14 protein-coding genes are annotated in these 16,287 nt (G+C 37.7%); 4 read left to right on the forward strand and 10 right to left on the reverse strand.

What is annotated here, in order from left to right; translation table 11 throughout:
* Positions 1-7: 7 nt before the first annotated feature.
* The 6 genes from polA to MHH37_RS14620 all read right to left on the reverse strand — a co-directional run bounded on the left by polA (position 8) and on the right by MHH37_RS14620 (position 8,104).
* Positions 8-2,638, reverse strand: coding sequence for a DNA polymerase I (polA, locus tag MHH37_RS14595; protein WP_342573618.1), 2,631 nt, complete (start codon positions 2,636-2,638; stop codon positions 8-10).
* A 319-nt stretch (positions 2,639-2,957) separates the two neighbouring features.
* Positions 2,958-3,395 (reverse strand): hypothetical protein, encoded by a 438-nt coding sequence (locus MHH37_RS14600; protein WP_008407745.1) that lies wholly within the window; start codon positions 3,393-3,395, stop codon positions 2,958-2,960.
* Between the two features lie 152 nt (positions 3,396-3,547).
* On the reverse strand, positions 3,548-4,621 hold the full coding sequence (locus MHH37_RS14605) for a protease modulator HflC (protein ID WP_342573619.1): 1,074 nt from the start codon (positions 4,619-4,621) through the stop codon (positions 3,548-3,550).
* Positions 4,618-5,589, reverse strand: a complete 972-nt coding sequence (hflK, locus tag MHH37_RS14610) for an FtsH protease activity modulator HflK (RefSeq protein ID WP_173364536.1) — start codon at positions 5,587-5,589, stop codon at positions 4,618-4,620. Before hflK ends, MHH37_RS14605 begins: the two co-directional genes overlap by 4 nt.
* Positions 5,590-5,855: 266 nt before the next feature.
* A complete protein-coding gene (locus MHH37_RS14615; protein ID WP_008407748.1) occupies positions 5,856-7,394 on the reverse strand; it encodes a HAMP domain-containing sensor histidine kinase in 1,539 nt (512 codons plus the stop codon).
* Positions 7,394-8,104, reverse strand: a complete 711-nt coding sequence (locus MHH37_RS14620) for a response regulator transcription factor (RefSeq protein ID WP_008407749.1) — start codon at positions 8,102-8,104, stop codon at positions 7,394-7,396. The genes MHH37_RS14615 and MHH37_RS14620 overlap by 1 nt, the downstream gene beginning before the upstream one ends.
* A 362-nt stretch (positions 8,105-8,466) precedes the next feature.
* Between MHH37_RS14620 and MHH37_RS14625 the strand changes: the two genes are divergently transcribed.
* From MHH37_RS14625 to MHH37_RS14635, 3 genes are read left to right on the forward strand one after another with little or no spacing between them, the layout of a single operon-like run.
* Complete coding sequence (locus MHH37_RS14625) at positions 8,467-9,240, forward strand: ATP-binding cassette domain-containing protein (protein ID WP_342573620.1); 774 nt, start codon at positions 8,467-8,469, stop codon at positions 9,238-9,240.
* 12 nt (positions 9,241-9,252) lie between these two features.
* A complete protein-coding gene (locus tag MHH37_RS14630) occupies positions 9,253-10,191 on the forward strand; it encodes a sulfonate ABC transporter substrate-binding protein (RefSeq protein ID WP_008407751.1) in 939 nt (312 codons plus the stop codon).
* 12 nt (positions 10,192-10,203) lie between these two features.
* Positions 10,204-10,971: an ABC transporter permease subunit gene (locus MHH37_RS14635; RefSeq protein WP_008407752.1), complete on the forward strand. Its 768-nt coding sequence runs from the start codon at positions 10,204-10,206 to the stop codon at positions 10,969-10,971.
* 47 nt (positions 10,972-11,018) lie between these two features.
* Here MHH37_RS14635 and mdh read toward each other — a convergent pair whose 3' ends face one another.
* From mdh to citZ, 3 genes are all read right to left on the reverse strand, one after another.
* A complete protein-coding gene (gene mdh, locus MHH37_RS14640; RefSeq protein WP_342573621.1) occupies positions 11,019-11,957 on the reverse strand; it encodes a malate dehydrogenase in 939 nt (312 codons plus the stop codon).
* 214 nt (positions 11,958-12,171) lie between these two features.
* Positions 12,172-13,434 (reverse strand): NADP-dependent isocitrate dehydrogenase, encoded by a 1,263-nt coding sequence (gene icd / locus MHH37_RS14645; protein WP_008407755.1) that lies wholly within the window; start codon positions 13,432-13,434, stop codon positions 12,172-12,174.
* A 79-nt stretch (positions 13,435-13,513) separates the two neighbouring features.
* On the reverse strand, positions 13,514-14,629 hold the full coding sequence (gene citZ / locus MHH37_RS14650) for a citrate synthase (RefSeq protein WP_008407756.1): 1,116 nt from the start codon (positions 14,627-14,629) through the stop codon (positions 13,514-13,516).
* A gap of 262 nt (positions 14,630-14,891) precedes the next feature.
* Between citZ and MHH37_RS14655 the strand changes: the two genes are divergently transcribed.
* Positions 14,892-15,860 (forward strand): AI-2E family transporter, encoded by a 969-nt coding sequence (locus MHH37_RS14655; protein WP_008407758.1) that lies wholly within the window; start codon positions 14,892-14,894, stop codon positions 15,858-15,860.
* On the opposite strand, the gene MHH37_RS14660 is transcribed toward MHH37_RS14655, so the two are convergent.
* Positions 15,844-16,233 carry an FxsA family protein gene (locus MHH37_RS14660; RefSeq protein WP_014823120.1) on the reverse strand — a complete coding sequence of 130 codons (390 nt, stop codon included), beginning with the start codon at positions 16,231-16,233 and terminating at the stop codon, positions 15,844-15,846. The genes MHH37_RS14655 and MHH37_RS14660 overlap by 17 nt on opposite strands.
* Positions 16,234-16,287: the final 54 nt, after the last annotated feature.

Genomic DNA, 16,287 nt, shown 5'->3' on the forward strand with positions numbered 1-16,287 from the left:
GTACTCCTTATTTCGCATCGTACCATGTAGCACCATATGAAAACTCAACCTTTAAAGGCACACTTAACTTAATTGCATTTTCCATAACTTCAGGTACGATACGTTCTAAAATTTCAATTTCTTCTTTTGGTGCTTCAAAAATAAGCTCATCGTGAACTTGTAATAATAACTTCGTCTGTAATCCTTCTTGTTCAAGGCGTGCGTTCATATCAATCATTGCTTTTTTAATAATATCCGCTGCACTTCCTTGAATTGGTGTATTCATCGCAGTACGCTCTGCAAAACTTCTTAAATTGAAGTTCGAGCTTGTAATGTCCGGCAAGTAGCGGCGGCGATTTAAAATCGTTGTAACGAACCCTGCTTTCTTTGCCTCTTCAATACTTGTATCCATATAGTTTTTTACACCCGGGAAGCTTTGCAAATAGTTTTCGATAAAAATTGCCGCTTCTTTACGGGTAATATCAAGGCTTTGCGATAAGCCGTAATCACTAATCCCGTATACAATACCAAAGTTAACAGCTTTTGCAGTGCGACGCATTAAACTTGTCACTTCGTCCGGATTCTCAAGATTAAACACATCCATCGCCGTACGCGTATGGATGTCCATCCCTTGCTGGAATGCCTCTACAAGCGCATCATCTCCGCACATATGAGCCAATACGCGCAGCTCAATCTGTGAATAGTCCGCCGCAAACAAAATCCAATCATTTTTCGACGGAACAAATGCTTTTCGAATTTTGCGTCCTTCTTCTAAACGAATAGGGATATTTTGTAAATTTGGGTTCGTTGAGCTTAAACGCCCAGTTGAAGTTAATGCCTGCTGGAATCGAGTATGCACTTTTGAATCTTCTTTATGCACTTCTTTTATTAAACCTTCAATATATGTTGACTGCAGTTTCGCAAGCGTTCGGTACTCAAGAATATGCTTCACAATGTCATGCTCGGACTGTAACTTCTCCAGTACATCGGCTGCTGTTGAATATCCTGTCTTTGTCTTTTTAATGACAGGTAAGCCTAATTTATCAAATAAGATAACACCAAGCTGTTTCGGTGAATTAATATTGAATTTCTCGCCTGCCAGCTCATAAATTGTCGCTTCCATTACTTCAAGCTTTGCCTTCAAATCATCACCCATTTGACGTAATGTATCAATATTGACAGTTATCCCTTCGCTCTCCATTTCCCCTAAAATATGTGCAAGCGGCAGCTCCAGCTCCTTGTATAATTCAAACTGTTCATTTTCCTTCAGCTTTTGCTCTAATAAAGGCTGCAGCTTCCAAACTGCTACCGCTTTTCGGCTCACATGTTCAGCTACATGATCCGCACCTGGAACAACCCACTTCGCCCCTTTTCCGTAGATTGCTTCATTGGATTGGACATCCTGATAACCGAATTCCTTTGCAAGCGTTGCCACATCATCACCTGATATCGACGGCTTTAAAATGTACGAAGCTAATAATAAATCGAACTCCACGCCTTTAAGCTCAATCCCTAAACGATGAAGCATTGCTTGTGTTGCTTTACTGTCCACAATATACTTTTTCTTAGTTTCATCTTGCAGCCATGCTTTTAAGTCCGCATTATCAACTACATTATCAATCGCTGTATAAACCGTACGTTCTCCGTCTGACAAGGCTAAACCGAGGGCATTACAGCTATGGTAATGTTCGTTTTCCAACTCGAGGTGGATTGCCATCGTTTCTTTTAATATGTCGCCTGTAATAGCCTGTACATTTTCAAATACTAATTCAGCTTGTTCCGTTTCTACTGCTTCAAAATCACTTTTTTCGATTAAAGATTTAAAGCCAAGCTCTTGCCATACATTAAGAAGTGCTTCCTCATCCGGACCTGCATATGCTAAATCATCAAGTGAAATTGTTAGTGGTGCATCTGTATGAATTGTCGCAAGCTTTTTTGATAAGTGAGCCATTTCTTCATTGTCTACCAGCTTTTCTTTCATTTTCGAAGCTTTCAATGAATCCATCGCTTCATATAATTTTTCAATCGTCCCGTGTTCCTTCAATAATTTAATCGCTGTTTTTTCACCCACGCCTGGAACTCCCGGAATATTATCGGATTGATCACCCATAAGCCCTTTCATATCGATAATTTGCTCCGGTGTCAGTCCATATTTTTCTTCAATATGTGCAGGTGTATATTTTTCGATATCGGTAATCCCTTTACGGGTAATATATACTGTGACATCCTCTGTTGCGAGCTGCGTTAAATCTTTATCTCCTGAAACAACGATAACTTCGATCCCTTGTCCAGCAGCCTGTTTTGCTAACGTTCCGATAATGTCATCTGCTTCGTACATTTCCAGTTCATAGCGTTTAATGTTGTATGCATCAATCAGTTTTCGAATATATGGAAATTGTTCGGAAAGCTCTGGCGGAGTTTTTTGACGGCCCCCTTTGTATTCACCGAATGATTCATGACGAAAAGTCGTTTTGCCGGCATCAAACGCAACAAGCATTTGTGTCGGATTTTCCTCACCGATAATTTTTTGCAGCATCGTTGTAAATCCGTAAGTCGCATTTGTATGAATCCCGCTGTCATTTGTCAGCAGCGGCAATGCAAAAAAGGCACGATAAGCCAATGAGTTTCCATCTAGTAAAAGCAATTTTTGTTTTGTCATGCAAGTTCCTCCAATAATATATCAATTTTGCCTTGGCGTAATTGCGTCCAGATTCGGGTTAGGCACAAAGGATGTGGGTCAGTCAGCCATTAAGGGACATGCAAAACTCTTCAGGAACCTTAAACCGATTCTTTGACATCCGCCGGAGGCACCAACTTCATTTAGCAGATGATTTAACATTCGCAAATGACATTCGGTACGATTATATGTTCTCTTTCTACTTTAGCGATTGTTCACATGAATTGCCAATATTTAATGTGGTGTTCGTCAGATTTTTTAAGGAAACAAAAAGGCCCCTATTGCTAGGAGCCTGTAATCTTTATTTTAACTTTTTAAATTTAAAGTTCTTCACTACTTCGCGTTTTTCTTCATAAAATACTTCTTCAAAAATTACCGTTAATAAAAAGGCATTTAAAAATGGTATGATGACATACATCGGCATGCCGCCTAAATCATATGGCATTAACCCGCGCGCAAATACTTCTACAAATCCAATTTGTGTGAAATAAAAAATCATACCAATACCAACTTGCCAAATCGGACGCTTATCTTCACGTTTTTCAAACCATAGTACTTTCTTGAATGAATCCCGTACATCTTCTGCAATAAATAAACTTAATATTAAAATAACAATAAATAAAATTGGTATATGGAAAATTTCCACCTTCACGAAATTAATATTAGACTGATAAAAAAGCGCCGTTACAGATGTTGCCATAATAAAAGCAATTAAACTATTCTGTATTACTTTACTCAAACTTCGCCACTCCCCCTATATGAACTAACTATACTATAGTATAACAGCAAAATAATAGTTTCTAATAATATAATTTGAAAATTTAATGAAGTTTTTTCCCATGCAAAGAAAAGCCAATTAGAATGGCTGATTCTAATTGGCTTTTACATTATTTAATCTATTTGACCGGATAACAGTTTTGCATATGGCGAGTCTGACGGGATGATAATCATCGTCTCATTGCCGATTGTTTTCTTATATGATTCTAACGTTCTGAATAAACTGTAGAATTCCGGGTCTTTCGAGTAGGCAGCATTATAAATTTGTGCGGCCTGTGCTTCTCCTTCTGCACGGATGACAGATGCTTCTTTGTTTGCTTTCGCAAGAGTCACTTGAACTTCCTGGTCTGTTTTCGCCTCTTTACTGCGCTTTTCCGCATCCCCTTCTGACAGATACTTTTGCGCAATCGATTGACGTTCAGAAACCATTCTTGTATAAACAGACTGTTCGTTTTCCTCAGGTAAATCTGTACGGCGAATACGTACATCAATTACTTCAATACCAAAGTTGGCTGAATCGATTAATTCATTGACGCGTTGAGTAACACGGTCATTAATGTTCCCGCGTTTCGAATCCTTTTCATTAATAATATCGCCGTATTCCGTTTGACCGAATTCTGTACGAAGTGCCGAATAAATGAACTCCTCCATACGATTTTCCGCATTGAGCAACTGTCCTGCATTTGAAATTAATGCTTTTGGATCCGTTACACGCCAAACAGTATAGTTATCAATAATAATTCGCTTTTTATCCTTTGTACTGATCTCTTCTTCTGTCATATCATGTGTCATTAAATTGCTTGGTAAAGTTGTCACACTTTGAATGAACGGGATTTTCATATGAAGTCCCGGTTCACTTTCATACTTGACTACTTCCCCGAACTGACGAACTACTTTATATTCATTTTCTTTAACAATATACAGATTCGCAAATACGACAATTAATGCTGCAAACACAACCGTTAATACAATAGCAGAAGAAACCCATTGTTTTACATTTATCGGCTTCTTATCTTTCTTTAATGGTGTTGGTGCTTTTTTCCCATTTATATTACTGCTATTTACTTGTTGTTCAGCGTCGTTTGCTTTCGGTACTTCCTTCACTTCTTTCGACCCTTTTTTGTTGCCGAACAGTTTTTTCACAAACTCATCTAAATCGCCGTCAAAGTTATTTTTGTTTTTACTCATTCACTTTTGCTCCCTTCTTTTTTCTCTTCTGTAGAAGGAGGTGTCGTTTGCATTGGCTGGATCGGCAAGTACTTCATCGTACCGCTGCCGTCATCATTCATAATATAAATTTGGGCATTCGGTAAAACTGCCTCCAATGTTTCGAGCACTAATCGTTCACGTGTAATATCTTTATTCAGACGGTATTCATCATAAAGCTGGTTAAATAAAGCTACTTCACCTGTAGCTTGCTCGATACGTGAAGCCTTTTCCCCTTCTGCCTTCGAAAGAATTGCAGCTGCTTCACCAACCGCTTCACTTACTCGCTGGTTTTCGTATTTTTCCGCTTCGTTAATCTTTGTATTTTTTGTCTCTCGTGCATCGGTAACATCTGTGAAAGCTGCACGCACTTCTGCATTCGGCACCTCTACATCTTGCAGCTTTACTCCTAAAACCCCAATACCGATATCATATTTTTCGATTAACGATACAAGCAATTCGCGTGTCTCTGCTTCAATATCCGCTTTACCATCCGTTAATGCCTCATCGATTGTTGAGCTGCCTATGATGGAACGAATCGCACTGGATGTCGCATTATGTAAAATCGCTCGCGGCTCCTGTGAACTAAATAAATATTTTTTTGGCTCAACAATACGCCATTGAACAACAAGATCTGTTAAAACAATATTTTCATCACCTGTAATCATTTTTGTTTCTTTATCGAATGCTTCAACCGTACCGTCCGGGTTTTGCTTATAGCCGAATTGTAAACTGTACGTTTCTTTTGATAAAATTTCTACAGACTGTATTGGCCACGGTAATTTAAAATGAAGTCCTGAATCTTGTATTGTTTCATCCGCTTGACCAAATGTAATCACTACTGCCTGTTCCGATTCATCTACTGTATACCAGGATGTCGTCACAACAATAATACCTACGACAGCCATGAGAATAAGCGCTACCCACATTAATGTTCTTTTTACACTCATCATATAAAGCCTCCTTACTTTTCAATTTCCTCTTATTCTACGGGTAACCATTTGTAAAAGTTTCATATTTTTTCAAATTGAGGGGCCAGAAATTTAGACATAAAAAAACTACACAGAAAGCTTCCAATTTTCTGCGCAGTTTCTTCATTATTATATTCAATTCCATGTTTTGCGTTACCTTCTTTTAGAAACGGGGGTTTCTATAAAGAACTATAACACCGCAATATAAAGGTTATTTAAATGTTTTGTAAATATACTGTTAAGCTTCAATCTTTCAATGGCAGGTACACTTTAATACTCGTACCTTTACCAACTTCACTTTGTACTATAATTTTCCCGTTATGTGCTTCAATCAAATGCTTTACAATGGACAAACCAAGGCCAGTCCCTCCAGAATTTCGGCTTCGTGCCCGATCTACCCTGTAAAAGCGCTCGAAAATACGTGAAATCTCTGCTTTTTCAATACCGATACCTTCGTCTTTCACTTCAAATATCCCGTATTGGTCATTGGCACTAATACGCAGTGTAACCGTTGTTTCTTCTTTAGAATAGGCGATCGCATTGTTAATCAAATTCGTAAATATTTGCATTAGCCGATTTACATCACCTAAAATAACAGCATCCTGCTCTATTTCAACATCAAACTGCATATTTTTATTTTCTAATTGCGCGCTTGTCAAATCAACAACCCGAACTAAAATATCCTGCAGCTTTGTCGGCACTACATCGAGTGTAAAGCCATGTCTCTCAATTTTGGATAGCTCGAGCAAATCATTGACGAGCACTTGAATGCGATTGCTTTCATCATGAATAATCGTTAAAAAGGAAAGCAGCATCTGCTCATCATTAAACGCTCCGTCAAGAAGCGTCTCAGAAAATCCTTTGATCGATGTAATCGGTGTACGTAGCTCGTGCGATACGTTTGCGACGAAATCTTTACGAATCTGCTCCAATCGTACAAGTTCACTCACATCATGCATTACAATTACGACACCGAGCCAGCGTCCATGTTCTCCAACAACCGGAGCCCCGTAAACTTGCTCATAATACACTTCATTTGCGATTTCCATTTCAAGCTGCTGACGATATGGTAATTCCGTTAAAAATACATGATCAATAAACTTTTCAAGCTCTTTTGGCAGCCCGAGCATCATAAAATTATTGCCAATGAGCTTCTCTTTAGGCAGCTCAAATAATGTTTGGAATTTCTTATTAACAATCGAAATATTCCCTTCCCGGTCAATCATCATTAAGGCACTGCCCATATTTTCAATTAATGTTTTTAATCGCTCTTCCTCAATAGCTCTTGTTTTCGTAATATCCTGCAAATTGCGCGCCAGAATATTAATGGAATTTCTCAACTCAACAATCGTAGTCGGACCATTCGCAAAAGCGCGCGCACGGTAATTTCCTTTTGATAGCTCTCTCGCGGTTTTTGTAATATTAATAATCGGTGTTATAAAATTGCTCACAACCCGATATGCCATAAAACTCATTACAATGAGACCGCCAAATAATAATGCGGCAATGATTAAATATATTTTTTGTTTTGTACTTTGTAGTCCTTCAGCCTGTCTATCTATTGCATAAGTGCCTAAAATGGCTTCTTTCTGTGTCTCAGTAAGTTCTATTTGTTCCTGCTCGATCACTTGCTCCAATTGCTGCTCAGAATCCTTTGTCACTTCATGAACAAACTCGTCTGCGAAAAATGGAAAAAGCTGCCCTATGAACAGTCCTAGAACAGCTAAACTTGATCCAATTACTAAAATAAACGAATAAAATAAACGATTTTTCATTGCGTTCATTATTTTTTTGGCTCCTCAAATTTATAACCTAAACCACGGATTGTTTTAATATACAGTGGTTTACGACTATTTTCTTCAATTTTATCCCGTAGATGACTAATATGTACGTCTACAATTCGAGTATCCCCGGCAAAATCGTAGTTCCATACGGCACTAAGCAGCTGATCGCGTGTTAAAACACGATTTTTATTTTCAAGCAAGTAAACAAGCAATTCAAATTCTTTTGGCGTGAATTCCAAAGACTCATCATCGATAAATGCTTCAAATCGCTCCGGGAAAACTTTTAAATTACCAAATGTGTAGACTACTTCACTCGATTCGACTGTTTCTTCCACAACTGGTCCCGAGAAACGTCGCAACACAGCCTTCACTCGTGCAATTACTTCACGCGGGCTGAATGGCTTTGTCATGTAATCATCAGCCCCAAGCTCTAGACCTAATACTTTATCAAATTCATCGTCTCTCGCAGTCAACATAATTATCGGTATATTGATACGCAATCGTCGTAATTCTTTACAGACTTCGACCCCATCAAGTTTTGGCAGCATTAAATCCAATAAAATCAGATCCGGTGATTGTTCTACTGCTGTATCAAGACCTGCCTGACCATCATGCGCCAATAGAACGTCAAAACCTGCTTGTTCCAAGTTATATTTTAATAGTGTTGCAATTGGCATTTCATCTTCTACTACTAAAACCGTTTTAACCATTATAAGTTCCTCCAAAATCGATTTGAAACCCCCATCTCAAAATCAATCTTCCAGTGGTTGGCTATCAACTATTTCTTTAAATATGTACTGAATAAAGCACTACCTTCATAGTAACAACTTTTTTTGAAAAGTACAATTATTCCTCTGTTCAGCTATCTATATGCTCATTGTTATTCGAAGAAATCTAATCCATATTATTTCGATAGGTAAAATAATTTTTACTATTGACTGAATATTTATTATTATGGTAACATTTAGAAAAATTGTTCATGCGCACTATTTAAATAGCCTGTGTAATTTTTTTATTTATAATTCCTAGTAATTCAATATGTTAAGTATTTTAACGGAAAGTAGGTGCTTCCATGACAAATGGAATCAATATTGAGTTAGTAAATTTAACAAAAAGTTTCGGTGAAAAACAAGTATTAAAGGATATTAATTTAACAATCCCCGCTGGACAATTTGTTGCCATCGTCGGGAAAAGCGGATGCGGGAAAAGTACGCTTCTCCGTATCATTGCAAATTTAGAACAAAAAACGGCAGGAGAATCTTTAAAAGACGGTATTCAACAGGAAGACTTTTCAGGCGTTCGCGTCATGTTTCAGGAAGATCGTTTACTCCCATGGCTGTCTGTATTAGAAAATGTAGGGGTAGGCACAGAATTGAAAAAGGATTGGCAACCACTTGCATTAAAATCACTTGAACATGTGGGATTAAAAGACCGCGCAAAAGAGTGGCCACATGTACTGTCAGGTGGCCAAAAACAACGGGTTGCATTAGCTCGTGCGCTTAGTGCACAGCCAAGACTTTTATTGTTGGATGAACCGCTTGGTGCATTAGATGCGCTGACTCGACTTGAAATGCAAAATCTAATTGAACAGCTGTGGTTAAACCAGAAATATACATCGTTGCTCGTGACACATGATGTGGCAGAAGCCATTGCATTGGCAGATCGGATTATTTTAATCGAAGACGGAAACGTTGCTTTAGATTTGCCGGTAAAACTCCCTCGACCAAGAACGCGGTCAAATCCACAATTTGCGAAGCTTGAGGAAATTCTGCTTCAGTATTTATTAGGACAACAAACAAAAACGGAAACATCGAATAAACAAAAAGAATTACAGGCAATTATTTAGGAGGTATTACAAATGAAAAAACTATTATCCATCTTTTTTCTCTTAACTTTATCGGTTATTTTAGTCGGGTGCGCATCATCGAATGCAGAAAATAAAAAAGTACGAATTGGCTATCAGAAAAACGGGACAACATTGCTATTAAAATCGAATGGCGAATTGGAATCACGATTAAAGGAATTAGGTTATTCAGTGGAATGGTCTGAATTTAATACAGGAAGTTCAATTCTTGAAGCATTAAACTCCGGGGCTATCGATTTTGCTAATGCCAGTGATGCACCATCAATGATGGCACTATCAAAGGGAATGAATTTCAAATACATTGCAGGTGAAGAATCGTCTCCACAAATGGAAGGTATTTTAGTAAAAAATGATGGATCTATCCAATCTATCGAACAATTGAAAGGAAAAAAAATTGCGTACAATAAAGCTTCAATCTCAGAGTATTTATTAGTTAATGCTCTAGCAACAGTTAACTTGACTCTGGACGATGTAGAATCGGTTATTTTAAGCCCGGCAGATGCAAATATTGCTTTTGAGAACGGCGATGTGGATGCATGGGTAATTTGGGATCCGTATATGACGGTTTCCGAAAGTAAAGGCAATCAAATCTTAACTACAGCAGAAGGCATTGTTGAACACCGCAGCTTCTACTATTCATCTGATAAATTCATCGAATCCAATAAGGATGCGGTCGTTGCCTATGTGGAAGAACTATCTAAAGTTGGTGAAGCCATTGATACTGATTCAAGCGAGGCAGCAGAAATTCTTGAAGAGAATACAGGTATTGCCGCAGATATATGGGTAACAAGCTTAGCCCGCCGTTCATCTGTAGCTAGTTATTTAGATGAAGCCGCTCAAGCAGACTTACAAAGACTAAATGAAGATTTATATGACATTGGCTTAACAAGTAATCTTGTAGAAAATCTCGAAAACCATATTTGGAAACCATAAGAGGTGAGAAAAATGAAGAAGAAAAAATGGATTCATTTGATTGAGCCATGGATCATCCCTATTTTAATTATTATCATATGGGAAGTATCGAATAAAACAGGTATTCTGGCCAACACAGTTTTGCCTGCCCCTTCCGATGTAGTAAAAGCAGGCTATGAACAAGCCGTTTCCGGTGTTCTGTTTGATCATCTTCAAATTAGTACGACGCGTGCTTTAATTGGGTTCCTAATCGGCGGCAGTATCGCTTTTGTCATCGGTATTTTAAATGGAATTGTTCCTTTTGCACAGCGTTATTTAGATACAACTATTCAAATGCTGCGAAACATCCCGAATTTGGCGCTCATCCCTTTAGTTATTATTTGGTTTGGTGTGGGTGAAGAAGGAAAGATTTTCTTAGTTGCAATCAGCGTATTTTTCCCGATTTATGTCAATACATACCATGGTATCCGCAATGTTGATCCACGGTTAATCGAAATGGGTAAAATTTATAATCTTTCGAAATACAAGCTGTTTTTTAAAGTAATTATTTTAGGTGCAATGCCATCGATTTTGGTCGGTATTCGCTACTCATTAGGAATTATGTGGCTTACTTTAATTGTTGCAGAAACAGTAGCAGCAAGTTCGGGAATCGGCTATATGTCGATGAATGCCCGTGAGTATATGCAACTTGATATTGTTGTGTTGGCAATTATTTTATATGCGATTTTAGGAAAAATTGCAGATTCCATTGCAAAACTATTAGAGAAGAAATTATTAAAATGGAATCCCGTGTATCAATAAATGAAAAACCAAAAAGGGCCTCGGTAATAACCGAAACCCTTTTTTATTTATTTCAGTGCTTTCATTACATCTTTTACGGCATCTGCGGATTGATCTAACGCTGCTTTTTCATCTGCTGTAAGCTCAAGTTCGAATATTCTCTCGATACCGCCAGCACCTAATAATGTCGGAACACCTAAATAAATCCCCTCATAACCGTATTCACCTTCTAAATAGGCAATTGCCGGTAAGACTCGTTTTTGATCCTTTATAATTGCCTCTGCCATTTCCACCATTGCCGCAGCCGGTGCATAATAAGCCGAGCCATTCCCTAATAAATTCACGATTTCACCACCACCTACACGTGTACGCTGTACAATTTCCTCTAAACGTTGAGCAGGTATTAAGCTTTGTAAAGGAACGCCTCCTACCGAAGCATACCGTATTAAAGGCACCATTGTATCACCGTGACCTCCTAATACAAGTGCAGATATATCTTTTACCGATACCTTCAGTTCCTCGGCAATAAATGCACGGAAACGGGCAGTATCCAACACACCCGATTGTCCAATTACCCGATGTTTCGGGAAACCAGATTCTTTAAATACTGTATAAGTCATCGCATCAACTGGATTTGTAAGAACAATAATCGTTGCATCGGGTGAAGTACGGGCAATTTCTGATGCAACGGCTTTCATTACACCTTGATTAATCTGTACTAAATCATCTCGACTCATTCCTGGCTTCCGGGCAACACCCGCAGTTATTAAAACGACATCTGAGTTTGCGGTATCCTCATAATCAGAAGAGCCTTTTACATAAGAATCAAAGCCTTGTACAGGCGATGCTTCCCACATATCCAATGCTTTTCCCTTCGTAGGATTTTCTGCTGATGGAAGATCAATAATTACAACATCACCTAGTTCTTTTTGCGCTGCCAAAAATGCTGCGGTTGCCCCTGTAAAACCACTACCAATAACTGAGATTTTTTTACGTTTTAATGTCACCAAGAACCACTCCTTCATCGTAAATAAATTTGTGTCATGAAAATTATATAAAAAAAAGAGAGAAAACATAATGCTTTCTCCCTTTTTTACTATTATTTATTTCAAACCTCAAAGTTAACCATTTCCAATTATGTAAAATTATATAACTATATTATTCATTACTAAACAATTTGTTCATAATTTCACATATATAGGCAAATTTTTAAACTTTTAATTAGAAGTTTTCGATTAATTTTGTAGCGAATTCAGAACATTTAACTTCTGTAGCGCCGTCCATTAAACGTGCGAAGTCATAAGTTACATATTTAGAAGAGATTGTTTTCTCTACTGAATTTGTAATTAAGTCCGCAGCTTCTTGCCATCCTAAGTGCTCAAGCATTAATACGCCTGATAATAATACTGAAGATGGATTTACTTTATCTTGACCAGCATACTTAGGTGCAGTACCGTGAGTAGCTTCGAAAATAGCGTGACCAGTTAAGTAGTTAATGTTAGCACCTGGAGCGATACCGATACCACCAACTTGAGCAGCTAATGCGTCAGAGATGTAGTCACCATTTAAGTTCATAGTTGCTACTACGTCGAACTCGTTAGGACGAGTTAAGATTTGTTGTAAGAAGATATCAGCAATAGAATCTTTTACGATGATTTTGCCTTCTGCAACAGCTTTAGATTGTGCTTCGTTTGCAGCAGCTTCGCCTTGCTCAGCTTTGATTGCATCGTATTGGTTCCAAGTGAATACTTTGTCGCCGAATTCAGCTTCAGCCACATCGTAACCCCATTGTTTGAATCCACCTTCAGTGAATTTCATGATGTTACCTTTGTGTACTAAAGTTACTGATGGACGGTTGTGTGAAATAGCGTACTCGATTGCAGAACGTACTAAACGTTCAGTACCTTCTTTAGATACTGGTTTAATACCTAAGCCAGAAGTTTCTGGGAAGCGAATTTTGTTAACGCCTAATTCGTTTTGTAAGAAGTTTAATAATTTCTTTTGCTCGTCAGAACCAGCTTTGTACTCGATACCAGCATAGATATCTTCAGTGTTTTCACGGAAGATTACCATGTCAACATCTTCTGGACGTTTAACTGGTGAAGGAACACCGTCAAAGTGACGTACTGGACGTAAGCAAACATATAAATCCAACTCTTGACGTAATGCTACGTTTAGAGAGCGGATACCGCCGCCGATTGGAGTTGTTAAAGGACCTTTAATAGCGATTAAGTATTCGTTGATTTTTTCTAAAGTTTCAGCTGGTAACCATTCACCCGTTTTGTTGAATGCTTTTTCACCTGCTAATACTTCTAACCATTCGATTTTCTTTTCACCGTTATAAGCTTTTTCTACAGCTGCGTCAATTACGCGAGATGCTGCAGCCCAGATATCTGGACCGATACCGTCACCCTCGATGAAAGGAATAACAGGATTGTTTGGAACGTTTAATTTACCATTCTCTACTACGATTTTGTTAGTCATTGGAAATTTGCCTCCTAATAATCATAAATCTAGGACTGTGTCAAATCACAGTCCCAGATATTTTAACATACTTTTTTAATTAGCGCTCGTTAATTGGAACGTATTTTTGCATATCTGGACCAACATACTCCGCACGTGGACGGATTAGACGGTTGTTTGCATACTGTTCTAAAATGTGCGCTACCCAACCTGAAGTACGAGATACTGCGAAGATTGGTGTGAATAAGTCATGCTCGATACCTAAAGAATCATATACTGATGCTGAGAAGAAGTCTACGTTTGCAGGTAATTTCTTTTGCTCAACAATCATGTCATGGATTTTCACTGACATATCGTATAATTCTGGTTTGCCTGTTAATTTAGTAAGCTTTTCAGACATTACACGTAAGTGAGGTGCACGTGGGTCGCCTTTGCGGTATACGCGGTGACCGAAGCCCATGATTTTTTCTTTGTTATCTAATTTGTTCTGAACCCAAGATTCAACTTTATCAATTGATCCGATTTCAGTTAACATTTTCATAACTTGCTCGTTAGCACCACCGTGTAATGGGCCTTTTAATGCGCCGATTGCAGAAGTTACACCAGAGTATACATCTGATAATGTCGCAACACATACACGTGCAGTAAATGTAGAAGCGTTTAATTCATGGTCAGCGTGTAAGATTAACGCTTTATCGAATGCTTCAATTTCGATTGCTGCTGGTTCTTCACCTTTCAGCATATATAAGAAGTTTGCTGCATAACCTAATTCTGGTTTTGGAGCAACTGGTTCTTTACCTTGACGTACACGTGCAAAAGTAGTTACTACTGTACCAATTTTTGCTTGTAAACGGATCGCTTTACGGTAATTTGCTTCAGCTTCCATAACATCTGCTTCTTCGTCAAATGCACCTAACATTGATACCGCTGTACGTAGTGCTGCCATTGGGTGCACTGTGTTTAAAGGCATAGATTTGAATAAATCTGTGATTGCCGCTGGAATTTCCATATTTTTAGCTAATTCTTCTTTTAAGTTAGCTAATTCTTCAGCGTTTGGTAAACGCGTGTTCCATAACAAGAATACTACTTCTTCAAAAGTCGCATTGTTAGTTAGGTCGTCGATGCCATACCCTACATATGTAAGTGTATCATCGATAATTGAAGAAATTTTCGATTCTGCTGCTACGATACCTTCTAAACCTTTTGTTGCTGACATAAAAAATCGCTCCTTCACTTAGTAAATTAATTTTGTAAGTGCTTTCTTTTTACTCTATTAAAAAGTCGCACACTCATATCGTTCTGCTCAATTGAACCTATAAGTAAATCGCTTACAAATTTCATTATAATCAATTTTGACGGCTTTGTGAATGAATTAGTAGGATTTTAGGAAAAAATCACATATGTGATAGAATTCACGCAAAAAAGAGAATTTATAATTTGTAATGAGTTAATAAAGGTATTAATTAGGAGTGAGTTAAATGGATTATACAAATAAAACAAACCAATGGCTAGTAAAAAGTAGGAACATTATCGTTCTTCTACTTTATTTTATCCTTTTTTATTTCATTCCTCCTATTATTTTTGGTCTATTTTTCGCTTATTTACTGTTTCCCGTATTCCTCTTTTTCAAACAGCAATTTAAACTACCATTCTTTCTCGTTGTCATTATACTTTCGGTATTTTTATTCTCGGTTGTCGTCTCTGTGATCATGCTGATTATTCATAGCTTTATCACCATTCTCCCTCAGCTGCAGTCAACACTCTTATCTTTGGATAGCACCTATATGAAACATCCGCTTCTTCCGTTTATTGTTGAGAAGCTCCAAAGTTTTATAAGGGACTTGCTGTTTTACACAATCAATTTTATAAAAAATAGTTTTCAATCTATATTTGAGTTTTTTATTTTCATTGTCACATTCTACTTCGCACTGATGGAGAGCTATAAAAACCGATTATGGTTTTTTGCTTACATACCGAAAGCTTATCGTACTACATGGGCACGCTACTTCCAAAAAGGTATGGAGCTTATCGGCCGCTTTATCGTTGTGGAAATGCAATTGTTTACACTGACGTTTATCCTGCTATGTATTGGATTTTATTTTTTAAAGTTTGAAGCATTTGTAATTAAAGCTTTTTTAATTGCCTTTGCAGATTGCCTGCCTTTTTTAGGAATCGGCATTTTCCTTATTCCAGTTTCTATTTACTATTTTATTGTAGACGAACCGATGATAGGTATTGCCATATTAGTTCTGTACTTTATGGTACAAATGATAAGGCAGCTAACTGAATCCATGCTCTGGTCACATACGTTGCATTTACGTATGATCCACACATTTCTAATCAGCGCTGCCTCAGTTTTACTATTTGGTTTTTACGGAATCATCCTTAGTCCGATCTTACTGATGATTGCCATTAAGGTAAAACAACATGCTATTTTTGCAAAATAACGACTTGGCCTCTTTTCATCTTTTTACGTAAATAGTAGAAGATGACCGGTTTAAACAGATTTCGCGTAATTCCTGAAACAAATAATATTCCGAGAATATCCGTAATAAAGCCAGGTACCGCCAAAAGTACACCACCAACAAAAATCATAAAAGTCTCAATGACCGGTACTGCAGGAGGCTGACCTTGCTGCATACTCTTTTGAATATCCTGTATAGATTTTGTCCCACGTTTTTTGGCAATTAGCAGTCCTGCTATGGATGTGAAAATAATTAATAACAATGTATAGAAAACACCGATTGCGTTTCCAATTACGATAAATACCGCAATTTCAGCAAATACTAGTGCCAGTAATCCAAATAATATCTTTTTCATTTATGAACCTCCTCTTCTTCTATTTTATACGAAACAGCTAGTAAAAAGTTTCAA

It is taken from the genome of Solibacillus sp. FSL K6-1781, assembly GCF_038630735.1.
Classification (GTDB): Bacteria; Bacillota; Bacilli; order Bacillales_A; family Planococcaceae; genus Solibacillus; species Solibacillus silvestris.

Coding starts and splice junctions, on each gene's coding strand:
- MHH37_RS14660 (WP_014823120.1), bottom strand. CDS start 16,233: ATGAAAAAGATATTATTTGGATTACTGGCACTAGTATTTGCTGAAATT.
- MHH37_RS14625 (WP_342573620.1), top strand. CDS start 8,467: ATGACAAATGGAATCAATATTGAGTTAGTAAATTTAACAAAAAGTTTC.
- MHH37_RS14620 (WP_008407749.1), bottom strand. CDS start 8,104: ATGGTTAAAACGGTTTTAGTAGTAGAAGATGAAATGCCAATTGCAACA.
- polA (WP_342573618.1), bottom strand. CDS start 2,638: ATGACAAAACAAAAATTGCTTTTACTAGATGGAAACTCATTGGCTTAT.
- MHH37_RS14630 (WP_008407751.1), top strand. CDS start 9,253: ATGAAAAAACTATTATCCATCTTTTTTCTCTTAACTTTATCGGTTATT.
- MHH37_RS14605 (WP_342573619.1), bottom strand. CDS start 4,621: ATGAGTAAAAACAAAAATAACTTTGACGGCGATTTAGATGAGTTTGTG.
- MHH37_RS14635 (WP_008407752.1), top strand. CDS start 10,204: ATGAAGAAGAAAAAATGGATTCATTTGATTGAGCCATGGATCATCCCT.
- MHH37_RS14655 (WP_008407758.1), top strand. CDS start 14,892: ATGGATTATACAAATAAAACAAACCAATGGCTAGTAAAAAGTAGGAAC.
- MHH37_RS14615 (WP_008407748.1), bottom strand. CDS start 7,394: ATGAACGCAATGAAAAATCGTTTATTTTATTCGTTTATTTTAGTAATT.
- icd (WP_008407755.1), bottom strand. CDS start 13,434: ATGACTAACAAAATCGTAGTAGAGAATGGTAAATTAAACGTTCCAAAC.
- hflK (WP_173364536.1), bottom strand. CDS start 5,589: ATGAGTGTAAAAAGAACATTAATGTGGGTAGCGCTTATTCTCATGGCT.
- citZ (WP_008407756.1), bottom strand. CDS start 14,629: ATGTCAGCAACAAAAGGTTTAGAAGGTATCGTAGCAGCAGAATCGAAA.